The 24,000-nt window shown below is 60.6% G+C and carries 21 protein-coding genes; 16 read left to right on the top strand and 5 right to left on the bottom strand.

Annotated features, from left to right (window positions below):
* Positions 1-3 precede the first annotated feature (3 nt).
* The 11 genes from algK (at position 4) to LRO94_RS05750 (ending at position 13,984) form a co-directional block, all read left to right on the top strand.
* A complete protein-coding gene (algK, locus tag LRO94_RS05800) occupies positions 4-1,386 on the top strand; it encodes an alginate biosynthesis TPR repeat lipoprotein AlgK (protein ID WP_032886363.1) in 1,383 nt (460 codons plus the stop codon).
* Positions 1,383-2,867, top strand: a complete 1,485-nt coding sequence (locus tag LRO94_RS05795) for an alginate export family protein (protein WP_032886361.1) — start codon at positions 1,383-1,385, stop codon at positions 2,865-2,867. Before algK ends, LRO94_RS05795 begins: the two co-directional genes overlap by 4 nt.
* The gene (gene algG / locus LRO94_RS05790; RefSeq protein WP_032886358.1) at positions 2,867-4,435 is read left to right on the top strand and encodes a mannuronan 5-epimerase AlgG; all 1,569 of its coding nucleotides are present in this window, start codon (positions 2,867-2,869) and stop codon (positions 4,433-4,435) included. Before LRO94_RS05795 ends, algG begins: the two co-directional genes overlap by 1 nt.
* A gap of 11 nt (positions 4,436-4,446) precedes the next feature.
* Positions 4,447-5,895: an alginate O-acetyltransferase gene (locus LRO94_RS05785; protein ID WP_032886487.1), complete on the top strand. Its 1,449-nt coding sequence runs from the start codon at positions 4,447-4,449 to the stop codon at positions 5,893-5,895.
* Between the two features lie 8 nt (positions 5,896-5,903).
* Positions 5,904-7,013 carry a mannuronate-specific alginate lyase gene (locus LRO94_RS05780; protein ID WP_081797682.1) on the top strand — a complete coding sequence of 370 codons (1,110 nt, stop codon included), beginning with the start codon at positions 5,904-5,906 and terminating at the stop codon, positions 7,011-7,013.
* A 216-nt stretch (positions 7,014-7,229) separates the two neighbouring features.
* Positions 7,230-8,762 carry an MBOAT family O-acyltransferase gene (locus tag LRO94_RS05775; protein ID WP_032886355.1) on the top strand — a complete coding sequence of 511 codons (1,533 nt, stop codon included), beginning with the start codon at positions 7,230-7,232 and terminating at the stop codon, positions 8,760-8,762.
* 11 nt (positions 8,763-8,773) lie between these two features.
* Complete coding sequence (locus LRO94_RS05770) at positions 8,774-9,961, top strand: alginate O-acetyltransferase (protein ID WP_099601163.1); 1,188 nt, start codon at positions 8,774-8,776, stop codon at positions 9,959-9,961.
* A gap of 16 nt (positions 9,962-9,977) precedes the next feature.
* Positions 9,978-10,634 (top strand): alginate O-acetyltransferase AlgF, encoded by a 657-nt coding sequence (locus tag LRO94_RS05765; RefSeq protein WP_032886353.1) that lies wholly within the window; start codon positions 9,978-9,980, stop codon positions 10,632-10,634.
* Between the two features lie 148 nt (positions 10,635-10,782).
* Entirely contained in the window at positions 10,783-12,234 is a 1,452-nt protein-coding gene (locus LRO94_RS05760; RefSeq protein WP_032886351.1) for a mannose-1-phosphate guanylyltransferase/mannose-6-phosphate isomerase, read from the top strand.
* Between the two features lie 458 nt (positions 12,235-12,692).
* On the top strand, positions 12,693-13,157 hold the full coding sequence (locus LRO94_RS05755) for a multidrug transporter (protein WP_099601162.1): 465 nt from the start codon (positions 12,693-12,695) through the stop codon (positions 13,155-13,157).
* 14 nt (positions 13,158-13,171) lie between these two features.
* Complete coding sequence (locus LRO94_RS05750) at positions 13,172-13,984, top strand: SDR family oxidoreductase (protein ID WP_179179502.1); 813 nt, start codon at positions 13,172-13,174, stop codon at positions 13,982-13,984.
* Here the strand turns inward: LRO94_RS05750 and LRO94_RS05745 are convergent.
* Positions 13,981-14,838 carry a LysR family transcriptional regulator gene (locus LRO94_RS05745; protein ID WP_032886347.1) on the bottom strand — a complete coding sequence of 286 codons (858 nt, stop codon included), beginning with the start codon at positions 14,836-14,838 and terminating at the stop codon, positions 13,981-13,983. The two genes, LRO94_RS05750 and LRO94_RS05745, sit on opposite strands and share 4 nt — an antisense overlap.
* A gap of 111 nt (positions 14,839-14,949) precedes the next feature.
* Here LRO94_RS05745 and LRO94_RS05740 point away from each other — a divergent pair, with 111 nt between their 5' ends.
* From LRO94_RS05740 to LRO94_RS05725, 4 genes are all read left to right on the top strand, one after another.
* On the top strand, positions 14,950-16,131 hold the full coding sequence (locus LRO94_RS05740) for an MFS transporter (RefSeq protein ID WP_233896965.1): 1,182 nt from the start codon (positions 14,950-14,952) through the stop codon (positions 16,129-16,131).
* On the top strand, positions 16,131-16,532 hold the full coding sequence (locus LRO94_RS05735; RefSeq protein ID WP_032886344.1) for a hypothetical protein: 402 nt from the start codon (positions 16,131-16,133) through the stop codon (positions 16,530-16,532). The genes LRO94_RS05740 and LRO94_RS05735 overlap by 1 nt, the downstream gene beginning before the upstream one ends.
* Before the next feature lie 105 nt (positions 16,533-16,637).
* A complete protein-coding gene (locus LRO94_RS05730; protein WP_050442824.1) occupies positions 16,638-17,564 on the top strand; it encodes a hypothetical protein in 927 nt (308 codons plus the stop codon).
* Positions 17,554-18,009 (top strand): hypothetical protein, encoded by a 456-nt coding sequence (locus LRO94_RS05725; RefSeq protein WP_233896964.1) that lies wholly within the window; start codon positions 17,554-17,556, stop codon positions 18,007-18,009. Before LRO94_RS05730 ends, LRO94_RS05725 begins: the two co-directional genes overlap by 11 nt.
* A 57-nt stretch (positions 18,010-18,066) precedes the next feature.
* On the opposite strand, the gene LRO94_RS05720 is transcribed toward LRO94_RS05725, so the two are convergent.
* The 4 genes from LRO94_RS05720 to LRO94_RS05705 are packed head-to-tail and all read right to left on the bottom strand — an operon-like array spanning position 18,067 to position 22,827.
* Positions 18,067-18,927 (bottom strand): efflux RND transporter periplasmic adaptor subunit, encoded by an 861-nt coding sequence (locus tag LRO94_RS05720; protein WP_179179503.1) that lies wholly within the window; start codon positions 18,925-18,927, stop codon positions 18,067-18,069.
* A gap of 10 nt (positions 18,928-18,937) precedes the next feature.
* Positions 18,938-19,138, bottom strand: a complete 201-nt coding sequence (locus LRO94_RS05715) for a DUF1656 domain-containing protein (RefSeq protein WP_032886341.1) — start codon at positions 19,136-19,138, stop codon at positions 18,938-18,940.
* Complete coding sequence (locus tag LRO94_RS05710) at positions 19,128-21,305, bottom strand: FUSC family protein (RefSeq protein ID WP_032886340.1); 2,178 nt, start codon at positions 21,303-21,305, stop codon at positions 19,128-19,130. The genes LRO94_RS05715 and LRO94_RS05710 overlap by 11 nt, the downstream gene beginning before the upstream one ends.
* Positions 21,306-21,315: 10 nt before the next feature.
* A complete protein-coding gene (locus LRO94_RS05705; RefSeq protein ID WP_179179504.1) occupies positions 21,316-22,827 on the bottom strand; it encodes an efflux transporter outer membrane subunit in 1,512 nt (503 codons plus the stop codon).
* Positions 22,828-23,009: 182 nt separating this feature from the next.
* On the opposite strand from LRO94_RS05705, the gene LRO94_RS05700 reads away from it, so the two are divergent.
* Positions 23,010-23,978 carry a LysR family transcriptional regulator gene (locus tag LRO94_RS05700; RefSeq protein ID WP_027604744.1) on the top strand — a complete coding sequence of 323 codons (969 nt, stop codon included), beginning with the start codon at positions 23,010-23,012 and terminating at the stop codon, positions 23,976-23,978.
* Positions 23,979-24,000: the final 22 nt, after the last annotated feature.

The raw sequence follows: 24,000 nt of genomic DNA, 5'->3' as shown, positions 1-24,000 counted from the left end.
CACATGGGTTCGGTGGCGTTGCTGGCTATTGCGGTGAGCCTCGCCGGTTGCGCCGGCCTGCCCGACCAACGCCTGGCCAATGAAGCGCTTAAGCGTGGCGACACCGTCACCGCGCAGCAGAATTACCAGCAACTGGCAGACCTGGGTTACAGCGAGGCCCAAGTGGGCCTGGCCGATATCCAGGTAGGCACCCGCGATCCGGCGCAAATCAAACAGGCCGAAGCCACTTACCGTGCAGCGGCAGACACTTCGCCGCGCGCCCAGGCTCGCCTGGGACGCCTGCTGGTGGCCAAGCCTGGCTCCACCGAAGCCGAGCACCATGAAGCTGAAGGCCTGCTGAAAAAAGCCTTTGCCAATGGTGAAGGCAACACCCTGATTCCACTGGCGATGCTGTACCTGCAATACCCGCACAGCTTCCCGAATGTGAACGCCCAGCAGCAAATCAGCAAATGGCAGGCCGACGGTTACCCGGAAGCCGGCCTTGCGCAAGTGCTGCTGTATCGCACCCAAGGCACCTACGACCAGCACCTGGATGATGTGGAGCGCATCTGCAAAGCCGCGCTGAACACCACCGATATCTGCTACGTCGAGCTGGCTACGGTCTATCAGAAACAAGCCGCGCCGGAAAAACAGGCCGAATTGCTCAAGCAGATGGAAGCCGGTTACAGCCGTGGCACCGTCACCGCCCAGCGCGTCGACAGCGTCGCCCGTGTGCTCGGCGATGCCACCCTTGGCACGCCGGACGAAAAAACCGCCCAGGCCCTGCTGGAAAAAATCGCCCCTGGCTACCCGGCGTCCTGGGTCAGCCTCGCGCAACTGCTCTACGACTTCCCGGAACTGGGCGACGTCGACCAAATGATGAAGTACCTCGACAACGGCCGCGCGGCCGACCAGCCTCGCGCCGAACTGCTCCTGGGCAAGCTCTACTACGAAGGCAAGTGGGTACCGGCCGATGCCAAGGCCGCCGAAGCGCACTTCGAAAAAGCCGTGGGCAAGGAAGTCGCTGCCGATTACTACCTCGGCCAGATCTACCGCCGTGGCTACCTCGGCAAGGTCTACCCGCAAAAGGCCCTGGACCACTTGCTGACCGCGGCGCGAAACGGCCAGAACAGCGCCGACTTCGCCATCGCCCAACTGTTTTCCCAAGGCAAGGGCACCAAGCCCGACCCATTGAACGCCTATGTCTTCAGCCAATTGGCCAAAGCCCAGGACACCCCGCAAGCCGTTGAGCTGGCCACCCAGCTTGAAGCACCGCTGACGCCGGAACAACGCGCCCAGGGCCAACGCCTGGTGCAACAGGAACTGGCCGCCCGCGGCACCCTGGCCCAGAGCACGTTGCAACTGCACGCCCTGGATGAAGAAGACGACGGCGAGGAATCCCTATGAAGCTCAATCCATTCGTCAAGGCCGGTATTGGCCTGACCTTCGCCCTGCTGTGGTCGTGCCCGACCCTGGCCGCGCTGACCGAAGCCAAGAACTTCGGCCTGGAAGTGAAAATCACCGGCCAGTCCGAAGATGACCGCGACCTGGGCACGCAAAAAGGCGGCGACGTCAACGGCGTCGGTATCGACCTGCGCCCTTGGATCTACGGTGAAAGCGGCAACTGGAGCGCCTACGCCATGGGCCAGGCGGTTGCATCGAGCGACATCATCGAGACCGACACCCTGCAACAGTCGGCCGACGACGAAAACCAGCAAACCACCAACAACGACCGCAAGACCAAGAAGAACTACTTGGCGATGCGTGAATTCTGGGTCGGCTACAGCGGCTTCACGCCCTACCCTGGCGAGATCCTCAAGCTCGGTCGCCAACGCCTGCGCAATGACGACGGCCAATGGCGCGACACCAACATCGAAGCGCTGAACTGGACCTTCGACACCACCTTGCTCAAAGCCAACGTGGGCGTCGCCGAACGCTTCAGCGAATACCGCACCGACCTCAAGGAACTGTCGCCTGTCGACAAGGACCGCCAGCACCTCTACGCCGACGCCGCTTACCAGTGGACGCCAGGCCAGTGGATCGGCTTGCGCGGTCATCACACCCATGACAACGGCAAGCTCGACTACCCGGAACCGGGTCAACCCACCGACTCGTTGGACAAGCGCGAAAACGGCGACCTGACCTGGCTCGGCATCGAAGCCAACAGCGACGCCTACAACTGGCGCAACACCAACACCGTCAACTACTGGGCAAGCGTGACGGGCATGCGTGGCGACCGCGACAAGGTCAACGCGTTGAAGTCCGACGGTTCGAGCCCTGATCAGGCCAAGCGCAGTGACAATCTCAGTGGCTGGGCCACCGATATCGGCGTGCGCCTGCGCCTCGACCCGCAGTGGCAAGTGGGTGCGGCTTACTCCCGCGCCAGCGCCGATTACGAGCAGAACGGCCTGCAAAGCAACCGTTCGAACTGGACCGGTACTCAGTCCCGCGTGCACCGCTTCGGCGAAGCGTTTCGCGGCGAGATGAACAACATGCAGTCCATGAGCCTGTTCGGGTCCTGGCAGTTGCGCGAGGACTACGACGCCAGCCTGGTGTACCACAAGTTCTGGCGCGTGGATGGCAACAAGCCGGTGAGCAGCAACGGCATTGCCGCGCTGGATAACACCACCGACGCCGCCGGTGACATCGTCGCCAGCACCTCCTTGCCACTGGCCGACGGCAAGAAAGACCTCGGTCAGGAGATGGACCTGGTCGTCACCAAGTACTTCAAGAAAGGCCTTCTGCCGGCCGCGCTCAGCCAGTCGGTTGACGAACCCTCGGCCCTGGTGCGTTTCCGTGCCGGTGTGTTCAAACCGGGCGACGCTTATGGCAGCAAAGTCGACTCCTACATGCACCGCGCCTTTGTCGACGTGGTCTGGAAATTCTGATGGGAGCCTGCGCAATGAATGCTCAAAGCCTACTCGTCGCGGCAATGCTGATGGCCAGCGCCACAGCGTTCGCCGATACGGCGGCCAAGGCGCCGACCATCGCCAAGGAACTGCAACAGGCCAAGACCTACACCATTTCCAGCCCGCCTACGGCGCCGCTGGAAATGGCCAAGCCGACCCTGCCGGACCTGTCGGGTTACACCGCCGCCGCGATGGAAAAGAAGATCGTGCGCAGCAAGCCCGGCAAAATCAGCATCCGCCGCATGATGCAGGAAGACGCCCTCAAGGACTTTATCGGCGGCGACAACAAGATGGCCGAATGGGTAGTGCGCCAACACGGCATTCCCCAGGCGATCTTTGTCGACGACGGCTACATGAACCTCAAGGACTTGCTGGGTAAAGTGCCCAAGCAGTACTTCAGCGAAACCTCGCCGGGTGTGTTCCTGGCCAAGTTGCCGATCGTGGTCGGGCGCAAAGGCATCCTGGACATCGATAACAAGACCCAGGAGCTGCGCCTGTCCCAACAGGCCGGTTCGTTCCTGATCAACGACGGCCAGTTGTTTGTGCGTGACACCAAAATCACCGGTTGGGACGAAAAGGCCAACGGCCCGGCGCTGTTCAAGTCGCCGAAGGAATTCCGCCCGTTCCTGCTGGCCTGGGGCGGCACCGAGACGTACATCTCCAAGACCAAGATGGCCAGTTTCGGCTACGCCAACAGTAAGTCGTACGGGGTGAGTATTTCCCAGTACACGCCGAACATGGCCAAGGTGCTCAAGCGCCCTGAACCGACCGGCTGGATCATCGACTCCGAGTTCTCGGACATGTGGTACGGCTTCTACTGCTATGAGACCACGGGCTTCGTGATCAAGGGCAATACCTACAAAGACAACATCGTCTACGGCATTGACCCCCACGACCGTTCCCACGGCCTGATCATCGCGGACAACACCGTCTACGGCACAAAGAAGAAGCACGGCATCATCATTTCCCGTGAAGTGAACGACAGCTTCATCTTCAACAACCGCAGCTACGACAACAAGCTGTCGGGCCTGGTGATCGACCGTAATAGCGTCAACAACCTGATCGCCGACAACGAGATCTACCGCAACCACACTGACGGCATCACCCTCTATGAGAGCGGCGACAACCTGTTGTGGGGCAACAAGGTGATCAGCAACCGTCGCCACGGCATTCGTGTGCGTAACAGCGTGAACATCAAGCTGTACGAAAACACCTCGATGGCCAACGGCCTGACCGGCGTGTACGGCCACATCAAGGATTTGACCGACACCGACCGCGACATCGCCCTCGACCCCTTCGACGCCAAGGTCTCGCTGATCGTGGTCGGCGGTGAGCTGGCAGGGAACGGCAGCGGGCCGCTGTCCATCGACTCGCCGCTGAGCATTGAGCTGTATCGCGTGTCGATGCTGGCGCCGACCAAATCCAGTGGCATCAGCTTCTCCGGCGTCCTAGGCGAACGCCAGGAAGAAATTCTCGACCTGCTGGTACGCCAGCAGAAAGCCGTGCTGATCGACCCTGTCGAACGCCAGACCGAAATGCAGGACTGAGGATGACCCTTATGCACCCACACATGATCAAACTGCTGAGCCTCTCGGGTCTGACCCTCGGCCTGCTCGCGGCCAGCCAGGGCGTACGCGCCGACGAACTGAAGGCACCGACCTTCACCGCCGAACCGTGCTGCAGCCTGTGCCCGGCCGCCCATGACGCGAAGAACTACACCACGCGCTACCAGCAGAACTTCACCACCCTGGTAGAAGCCCAGGGCGACTGGCTGTTCCGTACCCAGGAAGACTTGCGCACCGAATTCGACACCAGCCCCGCCGGCTACAAACGCATGCAACAACTGCACGATGCGTTCAAGGCCAAGGGCGTGGAACTGGTGGTGGTCTACCAGCCGACCCGTGGCCTGGTGAACCGCAACAAACTCAACCCTGAAGAGAAAGCCAAGTTCGACTTCGACAAGGCCCTGGGCAACTACAAAACCATGCTCGGCCGTTTCGCCAAGATGGGCTACGTGGTGCCGGACCTGTCGCCGCTCACCAATGAGCAACTGCCGGATGAACTGCCGGCCCACGATTTCTACTTCCGTGGCGACCAGCACTGGACCCCATACGGCGCCCAGCGCACTGCGAAAATCGTCGGCGCCAAAGTGCGTGCGATGCCTGAGTTTGCCGATATTCCGAAGCGTGAATTCGAGACCAAGCGCTCCGGGCGCATGGGCAAGACCGGCACCCTGCACAACATGGCCGGGCAATTGTGCGGCACCAGCTACGCGATCCAGTACATGGACCAGTTCACCACCGAGCCCAAGGGCGAAGCCGGTGACGGCGACCTGTTCGGCGACTCGGGCAACCCGCAGATCACCCTCGTGGGCACCAGCCACAGCGGCAAAAACTACAACTTCGCCGGCTTCCTGGAGCAGGAAATCGGTGCCGACATTCTCAACGTGGCCTTTCCCGGCGGCGGCCTGGAAGGTTCGATGATCCAGTACCTGGGCAGCGAAGAATTCCAGAAGACCCCGCCGAAAATCCTTATCTGGGAGTTCTCGCCGCTGTATCGCCTGGACCAGGAGACCATCTACCGCCAGATGATGTCGCTGCTCGACAACGGCTGCGAAGGCAAGACCGCGCAGATGACCGCGAGCACTACATTGAAACCCGGCAAGAACGAATTGATGGTTAACAGTTCGAACAAAGACCTGCGCAACGCCAACCATCAGGTTGATATCCGCTTCGCCGATCCATCGGTGAAAACCTTGCAAGCCACCCTCTGGTACATGAACGGGCGCCACGAGGACATCAAGATCGAGAAACCCGAAACATCCGATACAGACGGGCGTTTCGCCTTTGAACTGCGCACCGATGAAGACTGGGCCTCGCAGAACTTGCTGGCCGTGGAAGTGCAGGGCCCCGAAGCGGGCGCTGCCGCGCAGAAGGTCGAAGCGAAAATTTGCACACGCAACGTATTCCCAAGCGGCGGTCAGAAGACTGCCTCACTCGGGCAATGAGGTTACTTATGCAGAAGTTATGGATTCCATCGTTGCTGGGCCTGGCGATCTTCGCCGGCTCGGTCAACGCCGCCGCCCCACTGCGTCCGCCCCAGGGCTACTTCGCACCAATCGAAGCGTTCAAGACGGGCGACTTCAAGGAAAACTGCGACACCATGCCGACGCCCTACACCGGGCCTCTGCAGTTTCGCAGCAAGTACGAAGGCTCCGACAAGGCCCGCTCCACGCTGAACGTGCAGTCGGAAAAAGCCTTCCGTGACAGCACGGCCGACATCACCAAGCTGGAAAAAGACACCAGCAAACGCGTGATGCAGTTCATGCGTGACGGTCGCCCAGAGCAGCTTGAATGCACCTTGAACTGGCTGGTGTCGTGGGCCAAGGCCGATGCGTTGATGTCCAAGGACTTCAACCACACCGGCAAGTCCATGCGCAAATGGGCACTGGGCAGCATGGCTTCGGCCTATGTGCGTTTGAAGTTCTCCGACTCGCACCCGCTGGCCAATCACCAGCAGGAATCGCAGCTGATCGAAGCCTGGTTCAACAAACTGGCCGACCAAGTGGTAAGCGATTGGGACAATCTGCCCCTGGAAAAAACCAACAACCACTCTTACTGGGCCGCCTGGTCAGTGATGGCTACGTCCATCGCCACCAACCGTCGCGACCTGTTTGATTGGGCGGTCAAGGAATACAAGGTCGGCGTGAATCAGGTCGACGACCAAGGCTTCTTGCCCAACGAATTGAAGCGTCAGCAACGCGCCCTGTCGTACCACAACTACGCCCTGCCGCCGCTGTCGATGATCGCCAGTTTTGCCTTGGTCAACGGTGTTGATCTGCGCCAGGAAAACAACAGCGCGCTCAAACGCCTGGGCGACAAAGTGCTGGCCGGGGTCAAGGATCCGGAGATCTTCGAACAGAAGAACGGTAAAGAGCAGGACATGAAGGACTTGAAGCAGGACATGAAATTCGCCTGGCTCGAACCCTTCTGCACCCTCTACACCTGCGCGCCAGATGTGGTGGAGCGCAAACACGGGATGCAGCCGTTCAAGACCTTCCGCCTCGGGGGTGACCTGACCAAGGTCTACGACCCGTCGCACGAAAAAGGCAACAAAGGCAGCTGATGGAACACGGTTAGAAATGTGGGAGGGGGCTTGCTCCCGATGGCGGTGTAACAGTCGCCCTCTGTGTTGAATGACACACCGCTATCGGGGGCAAGCCCCCTCCCACACTTGAACCGCGCTTGCCAGTGAAATTGTTGTACCGCCCCCCCGTCTTTTCGTGGGGGGGTTTGGGGGGGCTGCGGCCCTTGACTGTTGGTTAAACATGGAGAGATCGGGATGGTTTTCTCGTCCAATGTGTTCCTGTTTCTGTTCTTGCCGATCTTTCTCGGCTTGTACTACTTGAGCGGGCAACGCTATCGCAACCTGCTGCTGCTGATTGCCAGCTACGTGTTCTACGCCTGGTGGCGAGTGGACTTCCTGGCGCTGTTCGCGGCGGTGACGCTGTGGAACTACTGGATCGGCCTCAAGGTCGGTGCAGCCGGCGTGCGCACCAAGCCGGCCCAACGCTGGCTGCTGCTGGGCGTGGTGGTCGACCTGTGCATCCTCGGCTACTTCAAGTACGCCAACTTCGGCGTCGACAGCATCAACGTGATGATGAAGTCGGCCGGCCTGGAGCCGTTCATCCTGACCCACGTGCTGTTGCCGATCGGGATCTCGTTCTACATCTTCGAGTCCATCAGCTACATCATCGACGTGTACCGTGGCGACACTCCGGCGACGCGCAACCTGATCGACTTTGCGGCATTCGTGGCGATCTTCCCGCACTTGATCGCCGGCCCGGTATTGCGTTTTCGCGACCTGGCTGACCAGTTCAACAACCGCACCCACACCCTCGACAAGTTTTCCGAGGGCTGCACGCGGTTCATGCAGGGTTTCATCAAGAAGGTCTTCATCGCCGACACCCTCGCGGTGGTGGCCGACCATTGCTTCGCCCTGCAAAACCCGACCACGGGCGATGCCTGGCTCGGCGCGCTGGCCTACACCGCGCAGCTGTACTTCGACTTCTCCGGCTACAGCGACATGGCCATCGGCCTGGGCTTGATGATGGGTTTCCGCTTCATGGAAAACTTCAAGCAGCCGTACATCAGCCAGTCGATCACCGAGTTCTGGCGCCGCTGGCACATCAGCCTCTCTACCTGGCTGCGTGACTACCTGTACATCACTCTGGGCGGCAACCGTAAAGGCACGCTGACCACCTACCGCAACCTGTTCCTGACCATGCTGCTCGGTGGCCTGTGGCACGGTGCGAACATCACTTACATCGTGTGGGGTGCCTGGCACGGCATGTGGCTGGCGATTGAAAAAGCCATTGGCCTCAATACCGCGCCGCGCAGTTTCAACGTCCTCCGCTGGGCCTTCACTTTCCTGCTGGTGGTAATGGGCTGGGTGATCTTCCGCTCCGAAAACCTGCACGTCGCCGGCCGTATGTACGGTGCGATGTTCAGCTTTGGTGAGTGGTCGCTGTCGGAACTCAACCGCGCCAACCTCACCGGCCTGCAAGTGGCGACCCTGGTGGTGGCGTACGCAACCTTGGCGTTCTTCGGCCTGCGCGATTTCTACACCAACCGCCCTGCTGAAAAAACCAAGCCTGTCGACCCAAGCCTGATCAAGGCGGTACCCGGCGACAACCCCGGCAGCATCCACCAGCCAGGTTTCACCGTTGGCCAGGACGCCGCCGTGCAACCGGCCTACTGGACCGCTGACTGGCCACGCTACGCCATGCGCGCTGCGGTGCTGCTGCTGTTCGTGGCGTCGATTCTCAAACTGTCGGCGCAGAGTTTCTCGCCGTTCCTTTACTTCCAATTCTGAGGGAGCCGACCATGACCCGTTCATTACGCGTCCTCTATATCAGCCTGTTCATGGTGCTGCTGTTGGCCCTGGGCGCCTGGTCGCTGCGTAGCTTCTTTGGCTTCAGCACCAACGCCGAGGCCACGGTGCTCAACGGCCGCTGGACCAAGGCCGTCGAGACTCACTACGACGACGAGTTCCCGATCAAGCGCCTTGGCACCAACCTCTGGGCGGCGCTGGATTACAAGCTGTTCAATGAAGGCCGCCCTGGCGTGGTGCTGGGCCGCGATCACTGGTTGTACAGCGACGAGGAGTTCAACCCCGCCGTCAACGAAGACCAGAACCTGCAAGGCAACTACGCGCTGGTCGAAGGCGTACGCCAGAAGCTCAAGGCCCAAGGCATCCAACTGGTGATGGCGATCGTGCCGGCCAAGGTGCGCCTGTACCCGGAACACCTGGGTGAAGTAAAACCGGCGAGCATCCACGCCAATCTGTACCAGGACTTCCATGCCCGTGTTGCCGCAGACAACATCCCTGCTCCCGACCTGCTCGGCCCGTTGCAACAGGCCAAGTTGAGCGGTAAGCAAGTGTTCCTGCGCACCGACACCCACTGGACACCGGACGGTGCCGAAGTCGCCGCCAAGCAATTGGCCAAGGCGATTGCCGACAAGACCCCGCTGAGCGGCGAGCCACAGCGCTTTGTCACCGAGGCTGAAAAGACCGAGCCACACAAAGGCGACCTGCGTCTGTTCCTGCCCCTGGACCCGCTGTTCGAAAACCTGATGCCGCCCAAAGAACCGCTGGAAAAACGCGTCACGCACCTGGCCGAAACCAAAGGCGACGACGCGCTGTTTGCCGACAGCGAAACCCCGGTGGCACTCGTGGGCACCAGCTACAGCGCCAACCCGAACTGGAACTTTGTCGGTGCGCTCAAGCAAGCCTTGGGCAGCGACGTCATCAACTACTCCGAAGACGGCCACGGCCCGATCCTGCCGATGCTCAGCTACCTGAAAAGTGATGACTTCAAGAACAGCCCGCCACAGGTGCTGATCTGGGAGTTTCCTGAACGTTATCTGCCCGTAAACAACGAAATCGGTGATGCCGACCCCGCGTGGGTTGCGCAACTTAAACAAGCCGGTTCGCGCCAACAGAACATGGCACTGAACACCCCAGCTATTAAAAATCAGAAATCCGAGACGCCCGACCGGGCGCAAAACTGAAAGAGAGGTAACTCACATGACTTTCACTACAACTCCTCGTCGTCTCGCTAAAACCCTGGCTATTGCTGCCGGTCTGAGCTTCGTATCCCTGTCCGCCTTCGCCGGTGGTGATGCCGCGCTCTACGGCCCTACCGCGCCAAAAGGTTCGAGCTTCGTACGTATCTATAACGCCAGCAACCAGGAAGTCAGCGCCACCGTCGGCAACACCAATCTCAACGAGGTTGCGCCACTGGCCAGCAGCGACTTCAGCTTCATGCCGGGCGGTGACTACAGCGCCAAGGTTGGTAGCCAGAGCCTGCCGGTCAAACTCGCCGCCGATCACTACTACACCTTGGTCAACAGCGGCAGCGGCCAACCTCAACTGATCGAGGAACCGCCGTTCAAGAACAAGCAAAAGTCTCTGGTGCGCGTGCAGAACCTCAGCGACAAGGCCCTGACCCTGAAGACCGCCGATGGCAAGACTGATGTGGTCAAGTCGGTGGCTGCCAAAGGCCGTGGCGAGCGCGAAATCAACCCGGTGAAAGTAAGCCTGGCGTTGTATGACGGTGACAAGAAAGTCGGCGATGTGAAGCCGGTTGCGTTGGAACGTGGTGAAGCGGCGGTGCTGTATGTCACCGGCTCGGGTTCGAGCTTGTCGCCAGTTTGGGTCAAGCGCCCGGTGTCGACCCGCTGATTAGCTTTTGAAATTGACGCTCCCCCTTGTGGGAGCGGGCTTACTCGCGAATACGGTGGTTCGGTAACAGATGTGCTGACTGAATCACCGCCATCGGGAGCAAGCCCCCTCCCACAGGCTCTGACCCAATTGATTCAAGGAGAAACACATGATCCCAGTAATCCTTTCCGGTGGTAGCGGCTCACGTCTTTGGCCGCTTTCCCGCAAACAGTTCCCAAAACAATTCCTGGCCCTGACCGGTGAGCACACGCTGTTCCAGCAAACCCTGGAACGCCTGGTGTTCGAAGGCATGGACTCCCCGATCGTGGTCTGCAACAAGGACCATCGCTTCATCGTCAACGAGCAACTGGCCAACCGTAAACTGGAATGCCAACGCATCCTGATGGAACCGTTCGGTCGCAACACCGCGCCGGCCGTGGCCCTGACCGCGATGATGCTGGTCAACGAAGGCCGTGACGAGCTGATGCTGGTGTTGCCTGCCGACCACGTGATCGACGACCAGAAAGCCCTGCAACGCGCCCTGGCCCTGGCCACCGTGGCTGCCGAACGTGGCGAGATGGTGCTCTTCGGCGTACCGGCGACCCGTCCGGAAACCGGCTACGGCTACATCAAGTCCACCAACGATTCGCTGCTGCCCGAAGGCGTGAGCCGCGTGCAGCAGTTCGTGGAAAAACCCGATGAAAAACGCGCCGTCGAGTTCGTCAAAAGCGGCGGTTATTTCTGGAACAGCGGCATGTTCCTGTTCCGCGCCAGCCGCTTCCTGGAAGAGCTGAAAAAGCACGACCCGGACATCTACGACACCTGCGTGCTGACCCTTGAACGCAGCCAGCAAGACGCCGACACCGTGTCCTTCGACGAAGCCACCTTCGCCTGCTGCCCGGACAACTCCATCGACTACGCCGTGATGGAAAAAACCCAACGCGCCTGCGTCGTACCGCTGAGCGCCGGTTGGAGCGACGTAGGTTGCTGGGCTTCGCTGTGGGCGGTCAACGATAAAGACGCCAACGGTAACGTCACCAAGGGCGACGTGGTAATCCAGGACAGCAAGAACTGCATGATCCACGGCAACGGCAAACTGGTGTCGGTGATCGGCCTGGAAAACATCGTCGTGGTGGAAACCAAGGACGCGATGATGATTGCCCACAAGGACAAGGTCCAGGGCGTCAAGCAGATGGTCAACACCCTCAACGAACAGGGCCGCAGCGAAACCCAGAACCACTGCGAAGTCTATCGTCCGTGGGGCTCCTACGACTCGGTGGACATGGGCGGACGCTTCCAGGTCAAGCACATCTCGGTCAAGCCGGGCGCCTGCCTGTCGCTGCAGATGCACCACCACCGCGCCGAACACTGGATCGTGGTGAGCGGCACTGCCGAAGTCACCTGTGACGAGAACGTGTTCCTGCTCTGCGAGAACCAGTCCACCTACATCCCGATCGCCTCGGTGCACCGCCTGCGCAACCCGGGCAAGATCCCGTTGGAGATCATCGAAGTGCAATCGGGCAGCTACCTGGGCGAAGACGATATCGAGCGTTTTGAAGATATCTACGGTCGCTCGACGCCGGTTGAACGTGGCGTGTCGGTGAAAACTATCGCGCAGTAAAACAGTCGTACAAGAAGCCCTCACCCAGCCCATTGCGTCCCCTATCCGCAGTGGGTTGGGTGGGGGCTTTTTGTTTGGGATTTGCGCTGGCTGTGAGGGCCTCATCGGGGGCAAGCCCCCTCCCACCTTCGACCGTATTTCAAAGGCTGTACGCGGATAAATGTGGGCGGGGGCTTGCCCCTCCTACATTCGACCGCACTCCAAAGGCTGTACGCGGATAAATGTGGCCGGGGGCTTGCCCCTCCCACCTTCGACCGCACTCCAAAGGCTGTACGCGGATAAATGTGGGAGGGGGCTTGCCCCTCCTACATTCGACCGCACTCCAAAGTGCTGTACGCGGATAAATGTGGGAGGGGGCTTGCCCCCGATGAGGCCGGCACGCCCACCACAGCACTCAAGGTAGCCAATCCCACCTACGCTTAAGTTAGGATGCTCGTTCCCTATTCGAGGTGGTCTCCATGTTCTTCGGCGTTCTCCTGATCATCACCTGGCTGATCCTCCTGCTACGCTACCCGGCCAAGGCCCTTCCGGTTTCCCTTGCTGCCTTAGCAGGCCTGGGTTGCGTGGCCGTCTGGGTGGTCTGGCTGGACAGCCGCGAAGCCTCGCAACTGGCCCGTCTTGAACTGCGCATCACCTACGCCCCGCAGGACTGCCCCGCCGACCGCCCGCTGAAACTGACCCTGAACAACGGCAACGACGTGCCGCTGACCGAACTGCGCTGGCGCGTCGCCGCCTATGCGCCGGGCGACACGGTCAACCTGGCCGATAACGTCTATGCTGCCCCGCGCTATCGAGGCCCCGGCGAATTGCAGGCCGGCGCGACGTGGGACGATTGTCTTCCCACCCCACCGCTGCGCCCCGGTTACCGCCCGCAAACCCTGGAATTTCGTGCCGAGCACCTGCAAGGCAGCTTCTCGGACTGACAAAGGACTGATCCATGCCCAACGTACTCATCACCGGATGTTCCAGCGGCATCGGTCGCGCCCTGACCGATACCTTCAAGGCTGCTGGCTTCGACGTATGGGCCAGCGCCCGCCGCCAGGACGACGTCGACGCCCTTAGCGCCGCCGGTTTCAACGCTCTGCAACTGGACGTTAACGACAGCGCCGCCCTGCAACACCTGGCCGAGCAATGGGGGGAGTTGGACGTGTTGATCAACAATGCCGGCTACGGCGCCATGGGCCCGCTGCTCGATGGCGGCACAGAAGCGATGCAGCGGCAATTCGAGACCAATGTGTTTTCCATCGTCGGCGTGACCCAGGCGTTCTTTCCCGCACTGCGTCGCAGCAAAGGCCTGGTGGTAAATATCGGCAGCGTTTCCGGCGTATTGGTCACCCCGTTTGCCGGCGCCTACTGCGCCTCCAAGGCAGCAGTGCATGCCTTGAGCGATGCTTTGCGCATGGAGCTGGCACCCTTTGGCATCCGAGTGATGGAAGTGCAACCTGGCGCCATCGATACAAGCTTTGCAAAAAACGCGGGCGCCCAGGCCGAGCTGTTGATCAACGAAAAATCGCCGTGGTGGCCGTTGCGCGAAGGTATCCGTGCACGCAGCCAGGCCTCTCAGGACAAGCCCACCCCAGCCAGCGTGTTTGCGGCGGATGTGCTCAAGGCGGTGCAACAACCACAGCCGCCGCGCCTTTTGCGCTCGGGCAACGGCAGCCGGGCGTTGCCGTTGATGGCGGCGTTGTTGCCCAAGGGGTTGCTTGAGACCGTATTGAAAAAGCGCTTCGGCTTGGCCGGAAAGCTTTAACCCTTCATAAAATCAATAAACGCCCGCACTTTCAGGGGCAGGTGCCGCGTGTCCGGATACACCCCATAAACCCCCTGTGGGGCGAAACGATGGTCTGCCAGCAAGCGGATCAATCGCCCAGCCTCCAGGTCATCCTGTACCAGCCATTGCGGCAGGACTGCCACTCCATGGCCGCGCACGGCAAACGCCTGGAGCACTGCAGCGCTGTCGGCCACCAGTGCAGCGGGCCCGGTGCGGAACTGATGCTCGCCACCCGAAGGGTCGGTCACGCTCAGTTCCGTCAAACGGCCATGGCCCAGCTTGGGCATGTGTTCCAGCTCATCCAGCGTTTGCGCCCCGGCAAGCGCTGGCGCCGCTACCGCAAACACCTCGAACGTCGACAACTGCACCGCGCGATGATTGGAATCCAGCAGCCGCCCCAATCTTATTGCCACATCAAAGCGCTCGGAGATCAAATCAGCGTGAGTGGAGGATGTGGATAAGTGAATGTTCAAGTCCGGGTGCTGGCTGCGGAAAGCTTCCACCGCCGGGGCAACCACGGCCAGCGCATATTCCACTGTGGTGGTGATGCGCAGGGTGCCCTTGAGCTGGGCATGCTCCGAGCGGGCTTCTTCCACGGCCAATTGCGCTTCTTCGAGCACGCGTGTGCAACGCAGGTAGAAGCGTTCGCCGGCATCGGTCAGCGCCAGCTGACGGGTGTTGCGGGTCAGCAAGGTGACGCCGAGTTCAGCTTCCAGGCGCTTGAGGTTGAAACTGACCACGGCGCGGGTCTGGCCCAGTAGATCGGCCGCTGCCGTGAGCGAGCCGGCCTCGACCACGGCCTTGAACGTATCGAATCGGTCCAGGCTTACCATCAGCCGGGCCCTCCCTTGTCAAAATATTTTTGACAAAGTAGCAGCCAAAGCGGCGTATCCCAAACTCGCCGTGACGCCTACCCTGCCGGCCTCTCTTGCAGGATCGCGCCCATGACCTACCCCTCGAAAGTCACCTGGATCTTTTTACTGGGCTTTGCCCTCGACCTGGTGAACATGTTCGTCGCCACGGTCGCCTACCCGGATATCGCCCGCGAATTGCACGCCTCGGTCACACAATTGGCGTGGGTGGGCAACGCCTACATGCTCGGCCTCACCGTGATTATTCCGTTCAGCGTATGGCTGGCAGCCATGATGGGTGAGCGCGGCTTGATGGTCGTCAGCTTGCTGCTGTTTGCCGGGGCGTCGGTAATGGTGGGGCAGGCGAGTTCGATTGAAGCGCTGATCGGTTGGCGTTTATTGCAAGGGTTGGGCGGCGGCCTGTTGATTCCCGTGGGACAGGCGATGGCTTATCGGCATTTTCCTCCCGCAGAGCGCAGCCAACTCACGGCCAGGGTGATGTCGGTGGCGCTGTTGGTTCCCGCACTGTCACCGGCGTTGGGCGGCTTGATTGTCGACAGCCTCTCCTGGCGCTGGATCTTCTATGCCAACCTGCCGCTGGCATTGATCACCTTGCTGCTCGCACAGCTGTGGATAAAACCCGACACCCCCACGCGTGTACGTCCCAAGCTGGAGGTGAGGCGTATTTTCAAACAGGTCAGCAGCCCTATGCTGCGAATCGCCATGCTGGTCTATTTGTTCATTCCCGGCGTATTCATCGGCACCAGCCTGATCGCCATCCTCTACCTTCACGACCTTGGATACGACGCCACCCAAACCGGCGCGCTGATGCTGCCTTGGGCAATGGCCTCGGCACTGGCGATTTTCCTCGGCAAAAAACTGTTCAATCGCTGCGGGCCAAAACCGTTGCTGATGGCGGGCATGGCGCTGCAATGCAGTGGCATTCTGGTGTTGAACGAACCGGCCCTGATTATTCCGGCCTACGCCTTGATGGGCCTGGGCGGCAGCTTGTGCAGCAGCACGGCACAGACGCTGGCGTTTCTCGACATCCCCGCCGAACGCATGGGCCACGCCAGCGCTTTGTGGAATATCAATCGGCAAATCAGCTTTTGCCTGGGCGCAGCCGCACTCAGTGCGCTGTTGTCGGCCTTGGATTCTTACGCCTTAACCTTCACGATTGCAGCAGCCTTGACCCTGCTGCCTCTTTTTGCAGTGCTGCGCCTGGATGCGTCCAGGATCCGCACATTGCTCCACCCTGCCAGTGAGTCTCCCTGATGATCGATTACAGCGATTTTTTTGAAGAAGTGATCCAGACCCACGTCGAGATCGAGCAATGGTTTGCCGGGGTTGCGCCAGAAGGCACCCTGCAAAACCTGCTTGCGCGCTTCTCGCCAGAGTTCAGCATGATAGCCCCCGCCACCGGCACACGCGTCAATGCCGCCGGGGTCAACGCGCTGTTCACTCGCCTGGGCGGAATGCGCCCGGGATTGAAAATCACCTTGAGTGAAATGACCGGGATTGACCGACATGCGCGCGGGGCCACGGTGACTTATCGGGAGCTTCAGGTGGATGACAGCGGCACTAGGACCGATCGCCGCGCGACCGTGGTGTTTGAGAAGCAGGCGAGTGGCGCGCTGTTGTGGCGGCATTTGCATGAAACTTATGTAGCGCCATGAAATAACTCACAGGCCTGCTCCTACAAAAAATAGCGAACGGCCCGACATCATTACCAGGAAACTATCCCCAGGATCTTTCACCTCTGTCTACTCACAGGTGAAAGGATGCCAAGCGATTTCCTGCGAAGCGGGGTGCCGGATGCGCACACCACAACTCGCCAGCGACTGACCAGCCTGCTGGACCTGCCCAAACTGTATCGAACCATTGATGCCGACCCGACCATCGTCGGGGCAGGTGTGGTGCATATCGGCAGCGGCTATCAGGTGACGGTGCTGCGCGAGTTTGTGCCGCTGTGCAGCATCAGGCCTAAGAGGGTGATTCTGCGGGAAGTGGCGCGGCCGGTGATGACTGCCGATGAGTATGCGCAGTGGTTGGCAAACTCACCGCGCGAGTCGCAGCTATGGCGCGAGGCAGCGGGGATGGCCTTGGCATGCAGTGGGGCTGTGATTGGGATTATCGTTGCCAAGGTAGGCATCGCGTCAGCGCCTATCAGTGCAGGTTCCAGCCTTGCAATTACTTACATTGCTTATACCGCTGCAGCCGCCAGTGCTTTGCAATGTGGCAACGGCATATGGAGAACCTACAAAGAACTAACCAACCCATCTGAAAACGACTATTACGACAGCCTTAGTTGGTATCAGGCAATGACCGTAGCCTTGGATGGCATTTCTTTGGTGGGTGCGGGCAGCACGACATTTGTCACGGTAAAGACTGTCATGACTATCAAAAATACGACAGGCCGCAACCTGACCGACATTTTGAGGCGTATGAGCCGACAGGAACGCGCAAAGCTGACATACGAAGTTCTGCGCCTGCAGAACCCTCGTCACTCTGGCGAAATAATTCGGTTAAAGCAGTTGGCCGGAACACTCCCCAAGCGCTTCAACAACGGCCAGTTACGCCAAGACCTTCTCATTCAACTCTCCGATCAGGTGGGTGCCGCTCTGGCAGTTACCGGCAGCGGCCTGTCCGGAAATATCAACCCTATTGTTATCGGCATTTATGAAGAGTTCAGCAGCCATGAACAATGACATCAACACCCTGCAAGATCCCCGAACGTTAACTCGATACACCCGACGTTTTGCATTCACTGTGGGTATGGGGGTCTCAATGAACTTAGTCAGCATTTCAGGCAACCTGTCACATAGCCTGTCGTATTACGCCCGAATAAATTATCTCCCTGTCGAATATGCGGTCGTGGCAAGCATGGCACTGCTACTGGCCATGTGCATTGGCCTGACCTTGGTGGCGGTGGGGTTTCGCTCTGGGCCGCCACTGCTTGCAGGCGTCGCGGCACTGAACGCCTTGCTTTCAGCAGGCTACTTGGGAAACAACCCGGTTACTTTGTTTGCATTATTTCCATTACTTCAATCGCTGTTCTGCCTGCTGATTTTAAATACAAGAAACCACCGCCGATTCGTCAGCATGCTGCGGGTCAAACGTCGAAGAAAGTTCAGAGCGAACGCAAAAACCTGAAGCGGTGCCCAATCTGCCTATCAACAAAAATCGAATGTGGGAGCCCCCTCCCACATTTCAGTTCGGCGTTTGGTTAACGATCACGGTGCAGGTGATGCCCGCCGCCAACAAAACGCCTTCCGGCACTTCATCAATGTGAATTCGCACCGGCACACGCTGGGCCAGGCGCACCCAGTTGAAGGTCGGGTTCACGTCGGCGATCAGCTCGCGGCTCTCGGGGTTGTCACGGTCGTAGATGCCTCGGGAGATGCTTTCTACGTGGCCCTTCAACGTCTCGCCGCTCATCAACTGCATATCGGCTTTGTCACCGACGTTCACATGGGGCAGCTTGGTTTCTTCGAAGAAGCCATAGACCCAGAACGAGTTCATACCCACCACGGCCAGCTTGGCTTCACCGATGCGCGCGTAGTCGCCACGATGCACGTTGAGGTTAGTGACGTAGCCATCCACCGCCGCCACGACCTGGGTGCGTTTCAAGTTGAGTTCGGCCGCTTCGAGTTGTGCCAGCGCGTGCTGGTAATCCGCCAGGGCCGAGTCGGCGATGTTGCTGGCGTCGTCGCGGTTTTCCTTGGAAATCACCAAGGCGTCGAGGTCGGCGCGGCGGTGGGCGTTGACCTTGCGCATCTCCCAGGTGGCTTTGCGCGAGGCCACCAACGATTGCGCTTGCTTGACCGCAATGCGGTAGTGCTCGGGGTCGATCTGCATCAGCAGGTCGCCCTTTTTGACCAATTGGTTATCGCGCACGGGCACGTCGATCACTTCGCCGGTAACGTCCGCCGCGACGTTGATGATGTCGGCGCGTACCCGGCCGTCGCGGGTCCATGGCGTTTCCATGTAGTGCACCCACAACGTGCGGCCAATCCAGATCGCCAAAGCCAATACCAGCAGGGTCGCAAGCAGGCTGAAAAACTTTTTCATCGGGGCATTCTCAACGGTAGACGGTCAGCGCCAGGGCGCCGAACAGGCAAACGAACAGGCTCAGGCGCAGCAACGCCGGGTGCCAGAAAAAACGGTACAGGTCGAAGCCGGCCAAGAAGCGGTCCAGCGCCCACGCCAGGCCTGCAGCGATCAGGAACATCAAGGTCATCGTCGGCATGTAGAGGCCGTGGAACGCGATTTCACGGGGCATGGGGGGATCCTTTAAGGGCCGCCAGCGGCGATTGCGGGTCGAGCAACGAGGTGCGGATAAAGTGCAGGTAGCTCTTCACCCGGCGCAGCGCCGAGGTGTCGAAGTGTGGGGCGAAGGGTTCGTCGGTGGCCTGCACGCGGCTGATCGCGTGGTCGACGGCGATCAGGCCGCGCTCCAGATTGCTCGCGCTGGGTTGCAGGAACAGCCGCACCAGCGAGCGGCCCATCACGCGGATCGCCTGGCGCCACGGCTGGGACTCGGCATACGCCGGGTGCACTGGCAGGATCGCTTGTTCCTTGCGCAACTCGATGATCGCGTGACCGACTTCCAGCACAACAAACATCCAGCGCAGCAAATCACGTTGTACCTGCGGCTGACCGACGGCGAGGCCATAGGCTTGGTGCAACAGGTCACGGGTGCGGCTTTCAAAACTCGACGCCAAACCCTTGAGCTTGCCGCTGATCGCGTACACCACCTGCTCGCGCAAATCCTGCTCCAGGCGGCGCCACAGCCAGCGGCTGTTGGGCGGCAGGATGATCGCGCCGGCGGCCGCACACACCAGCATGCCGATGATCATGGCGATGTAGTCGTTGATGAAGGTATAGGGGTTGTAAACCGTGAGATTGTCCGGCACCGAGCCCGTGCTGAAGAAAATCAGCAGGCCCACGCCAACGCCTGCGTACTGCGGGCGTGAGGCGAGGAAAGCACCGAGGATGATCACCGGCGCGAGCATCACGCACAGCAGCGGGAAGCCGTCGATCCACGGGAACACGAAGAACATTTCGACAAAGCCCACCAACGCTCCGATCAAGGTGCCGCAGGCCATCTGGAACGCCATGCGTTTCGGGTTGGGCGTGGCGGCTGACAGGCCGACGGTGGCGGCGGCAATCAGGGTCATGGTGGCGCCGCTGGGCCAGGCGGTCGCCACCCAATAACTGCCGAGTACGATCAGGATAAACGACGCACGAATCCCCGAAGCAGCGCAGGCCAGCCAATTGGTTTTCGGCGTGTAGGCTTCGTCCCAGTCTTCCCGCGCATGGCTGTGGTCGGCCAGTGAGGCATGGGTTTGCGCGTAGTTGTGCAGGTCGTCGACGAAGCGGTAAAGCAACTCGTAGGCGGTATGGAAATCCAGTTGCTCGGCCTCAGTGGGCTCACCTTCCTGGAAGGCCGTGCGCAGGCTGCGTACCTTGGCCGGCAGGCCGTCTTTGTAGGCCGACAGTTGGTTGACGAGGCGTGCCGCATCGGGGCTGGTTAATGCGCGACCGGAGAACCCATCGAGCACTTCGGCAAGGTCCTGCAGGCCGGGCTTGATCGCCGCCGCCACGTGATCCGCAGCATCCGTGCGCAGCCGTTCGAGCAACTGGTGCAAGGCATTGAAGCGCGTGGTTATGCTCATGAATTCGCTGTTGAGGCGACTGAGCCGGCCATTGCGCCGGCGCATATGCGGGTCTTCGAACACGGTAACGCTGCGCAGCCCTTCCAGGCCCACGGCTTCGGCGATGAAGCGCACGTTGCTGGCCTCGAAGCCTTCACGCTGGCTGCGCCCGCGCAAGCCATCGGTGACGAACTGCGCGAACACCCCGAAGCGCTGATACAAGGCATTGCGCATGGCGGCGCTGGAGGTCTGCGGCAGAATCGCAGCGCTCACCAGGGTGGAGCAGATAATTCCCAGGGAGATTTCCAGTACTCGCCAAACGGCCGCCATAAAGGCGCCATCAGGATGGGCCAGCGCCGGTAGGCCAACCATCGCCGCCGTATAACCGGCCAGCACAAACCCATAGGCGCGGAAGTTACGGTTGCGCGTCGCACCGGCGGTGCAGATGCCGACCCAGATCGCCAAGGCGCCCAGAAACAGTTCGGTGTTTTGCGCAAACAAGGCGATCAACAACACCATCACCGCAGAGCCCGTCAGGGTGCCGAGGAAGCGGTAAAAGCTCTTGGCGAACACCTGGCCGCTCTGCGGCTGCATCACGATAAACACGGTGATCATCGCGGTGCGTGGTTGCGGCAACTCCAGGCGCATGGCCAGCCACAGAGTGAGGAACGCGGCGATCAACACCTTGAAGATGTACACCCAGGTCACGCCGTCGCTGCGTGCCCAGTCGAAAAAACCACGGCGCCACTCAAGGGAATGCAGCCAGCGCAGCGGTGCAGGCAAGGGAGTCATTACAACCTACTCAGTGATCGAATACGGCGAGGGCCGCCGGGGTTTTGCTCGGGAGGGTCTTGGCGTCCTGCGGTGCGTCCTTGCCTGCTTCGAGGCCACCGCCCAGAGCGGTCACCAGCTCGGCGTGTGCGCTCAAACGCGCGGCCTGGACCTGCTGCTCGATCTGTTGCTGGCGAAACAACAGGGTCTGGGCGTTGAGCACATTGAGGTAATCGGTGAGGCCGCGCTGGTAGGCGATCATCGCGATGTCATAGGTTTTCTGCGCCGAGGCCACCGATTGCGCGGCGAAGCCTTGTTGCTTGTCCATGGATTCTCGGCGGATCAACTGGTCGCTGATGCCCTTGAGCGCATTGATCAGGGTCTGGTTGTAACGAGCAACGGCGATGTCGTAACCGGCGCTGGCTTCACCCAACTCGGCACGCAAGCGGCCGCCGTCGAAGATCGGCAAGGTGATCGCCGGACCGACGTTGTAGTTGAATTTCTTGCCCGCCAGAAACTCCAGCATGCCGCCGCCGGTGGCCATGTAGCCGAGGCTGCCGACCAGATCCACGTTGGGATAAAAACCCGCGTGAGCCACATCGATGCCACGGGCCTGGGCCGCCACTTGCCAACGGCTGGCGACCACATCCGGGCGCTGGCCGAGCAACTGCGCAGGCAGGGTGGACGGCAGTTTCAGTGGCGCGGCAAGGGACAGGCTCGGCCGTTGCAACTGCGCGCCCTCCCCCGGGCCTTTACCCGCCAAGGCCGCCAGTTGGTTACGGCTCAGGGCGATTTCTTCGTCGAGGGCGTCCAGTTGGCGGTGGGTTTCCGGCAGCGGGGTTTCGGCCTGGCTTACATCGAAGTGGGTGCCGATCCCGGCATCAAGGCGTTTGTTGGCCAGGTCGAGGATCTGCTGCTGCTGGGCCAACGTAGCGGCGACGATATCGCGGTTGGCGTAGTGCAACGACAGCTGTATATAGGCGCGCACCACGTTGTTCTGCAATTCCAATTGGGCCTGGCGCGCCTCGGCAGCGCTCATGTGCGCCAGGTCGACGGCACGCTCGGTGGCGTTGCTTTCGCGGCCCCACAGATCGAGGGCGTAGCTCAGGCCCAAGGATGAGTTGTTATCCCAGGTGTTGGCGCCGCTCAGTTCGCCGGGGCCGTAGAACTGATCCTTGGGCCAGTTGTGGCGCTTGAGGGTGGTGTCGCTGTTGACCTGCAACGACTCGGCCGACTCGGCAACCCCAGCCATCGCCCGCGCTTCTCGCACCCGCGCGGCGGCGATGGCCATGCTCGGGCTGCTGTGCGTGGCGAGTTCGACCCAATGGTTGAGTTGCGGGTCGCCGTAGGCTTGCCACCATTGCGCGGTGGGCCAATGGGCGTCCTGGGCGGCGCTCTGGATCGCTTCGTCGGTGGCCAGGGTATTGGCGTTCAACGCGTGGCCTTGGGGGGCGATTCCTCCGGTTCCGATGCAGCCGCTGATTGCTAACGATAAGGCCCAAACACTGAGAGTCTTCAGCTCTCTGCTGATGCGACGCGGCACGGCAAGCGAATTCCTGAGGTGGTGATGCGGGGAAGGTGGCGCAATTCTAGGGGGCGGGAGGAATGGCGATAAGCTGGCATTCCTGTGAATCTTTGTTACCGTTCAAGCGATAATCCGTTGGTAGGGATCACTGGACGGCGTAACTTTCTGTCACAATTTGTTATCTCCCCTGAGAACACTCCATGGACACTTTGCAAAACATGCGCGCCTTCAGTTGCGTGGCCGAAGCCGGCAGCTTCACCGCCGCTGCCGCCCAACTGGACACCACCACGGCCAACGTCTCGCGCGCGGTCTCCAATCTGGAGGCCCATCTGCAAACCCGCTTGCTCAACCGCACTACCCGGCGCATTGCCCTTACCGAAGCAGGTAAACGCTACCTGCTGCGCTGCGAACAGATCCTGGCCTACGTCGAAGAAGCCGAGGCCGAAGCCAGCGACGCCCATGCGCGCCCCGCCGGACAGTTGAAAGTGCACACCATGACCGGTATCGGCCAGCACTTCGTAATCGACGCCATTGCCCGCTACCGCCGCACCCACCCGGACGTGACCTTCGACCTGACCCTGGCCAACCGCGTGCCGGACCTGTTGGACGAGGGCTATGACGTGTCCATCGTGCTGGCCAGCGAACTGCCGGATTCAGGCTTCGTCTCCCAACGCCTGGGCATCACCTACAGCATCGCCTGCGCCTCGCCCGACTACGTCAAGGCCAAGGGCTGTGCACAGCGCCCCCAGGACTTGCTCAACCATGCCTGCCTGCGCCTGGTCAGCCCGGTGATTCAGTTGGACAAGTGGACCTTCAACGGCCCCGAAGGCCAGGAAAGCGTGGCGATCAACACCTCGCCGTTTCTGGTGAACTCGGCGGACGCGATGAAAACCGCGATCACCAGCGGCATGGGCGTCGGCCTGTTGCCGGTGTATGCGGCCATTGAAGGCCTGCGTAATGGCACCTTGGTGCGGGTCATGCCCACCTACCGTTCCCAAGAGCTGAACCTGTACGCCATCTACCCCTCGCGCCAGTACCTGGATGCGAAGATCAAGACCTGGGTGGAATACCTGCGCGGTTCGTTGCCGGAGATCCTGGCAGCGCATCAGGCGGAGCTGGTGGCGTACGAGTTGAGTGGCAGCCTGAGCGGTGCGCGGCTGGCGAACTGATTGCTACCAGGCGATACAGGTC

This window comes from Pseudomonas sivasensis, assembly GCF_021391435.1.
GTDB lineage: Bacteria > Pseudomonadota > Gammaproteobacteria > Pseudomonadales > Pseudomonadaceae > Aquipseudomonas > Aquipseudomonas sivasensis.
Note: the sequence above shows the minus strand (reverse complement) of the source record. Positions and strands in the feature narration are given on the sequence as shown.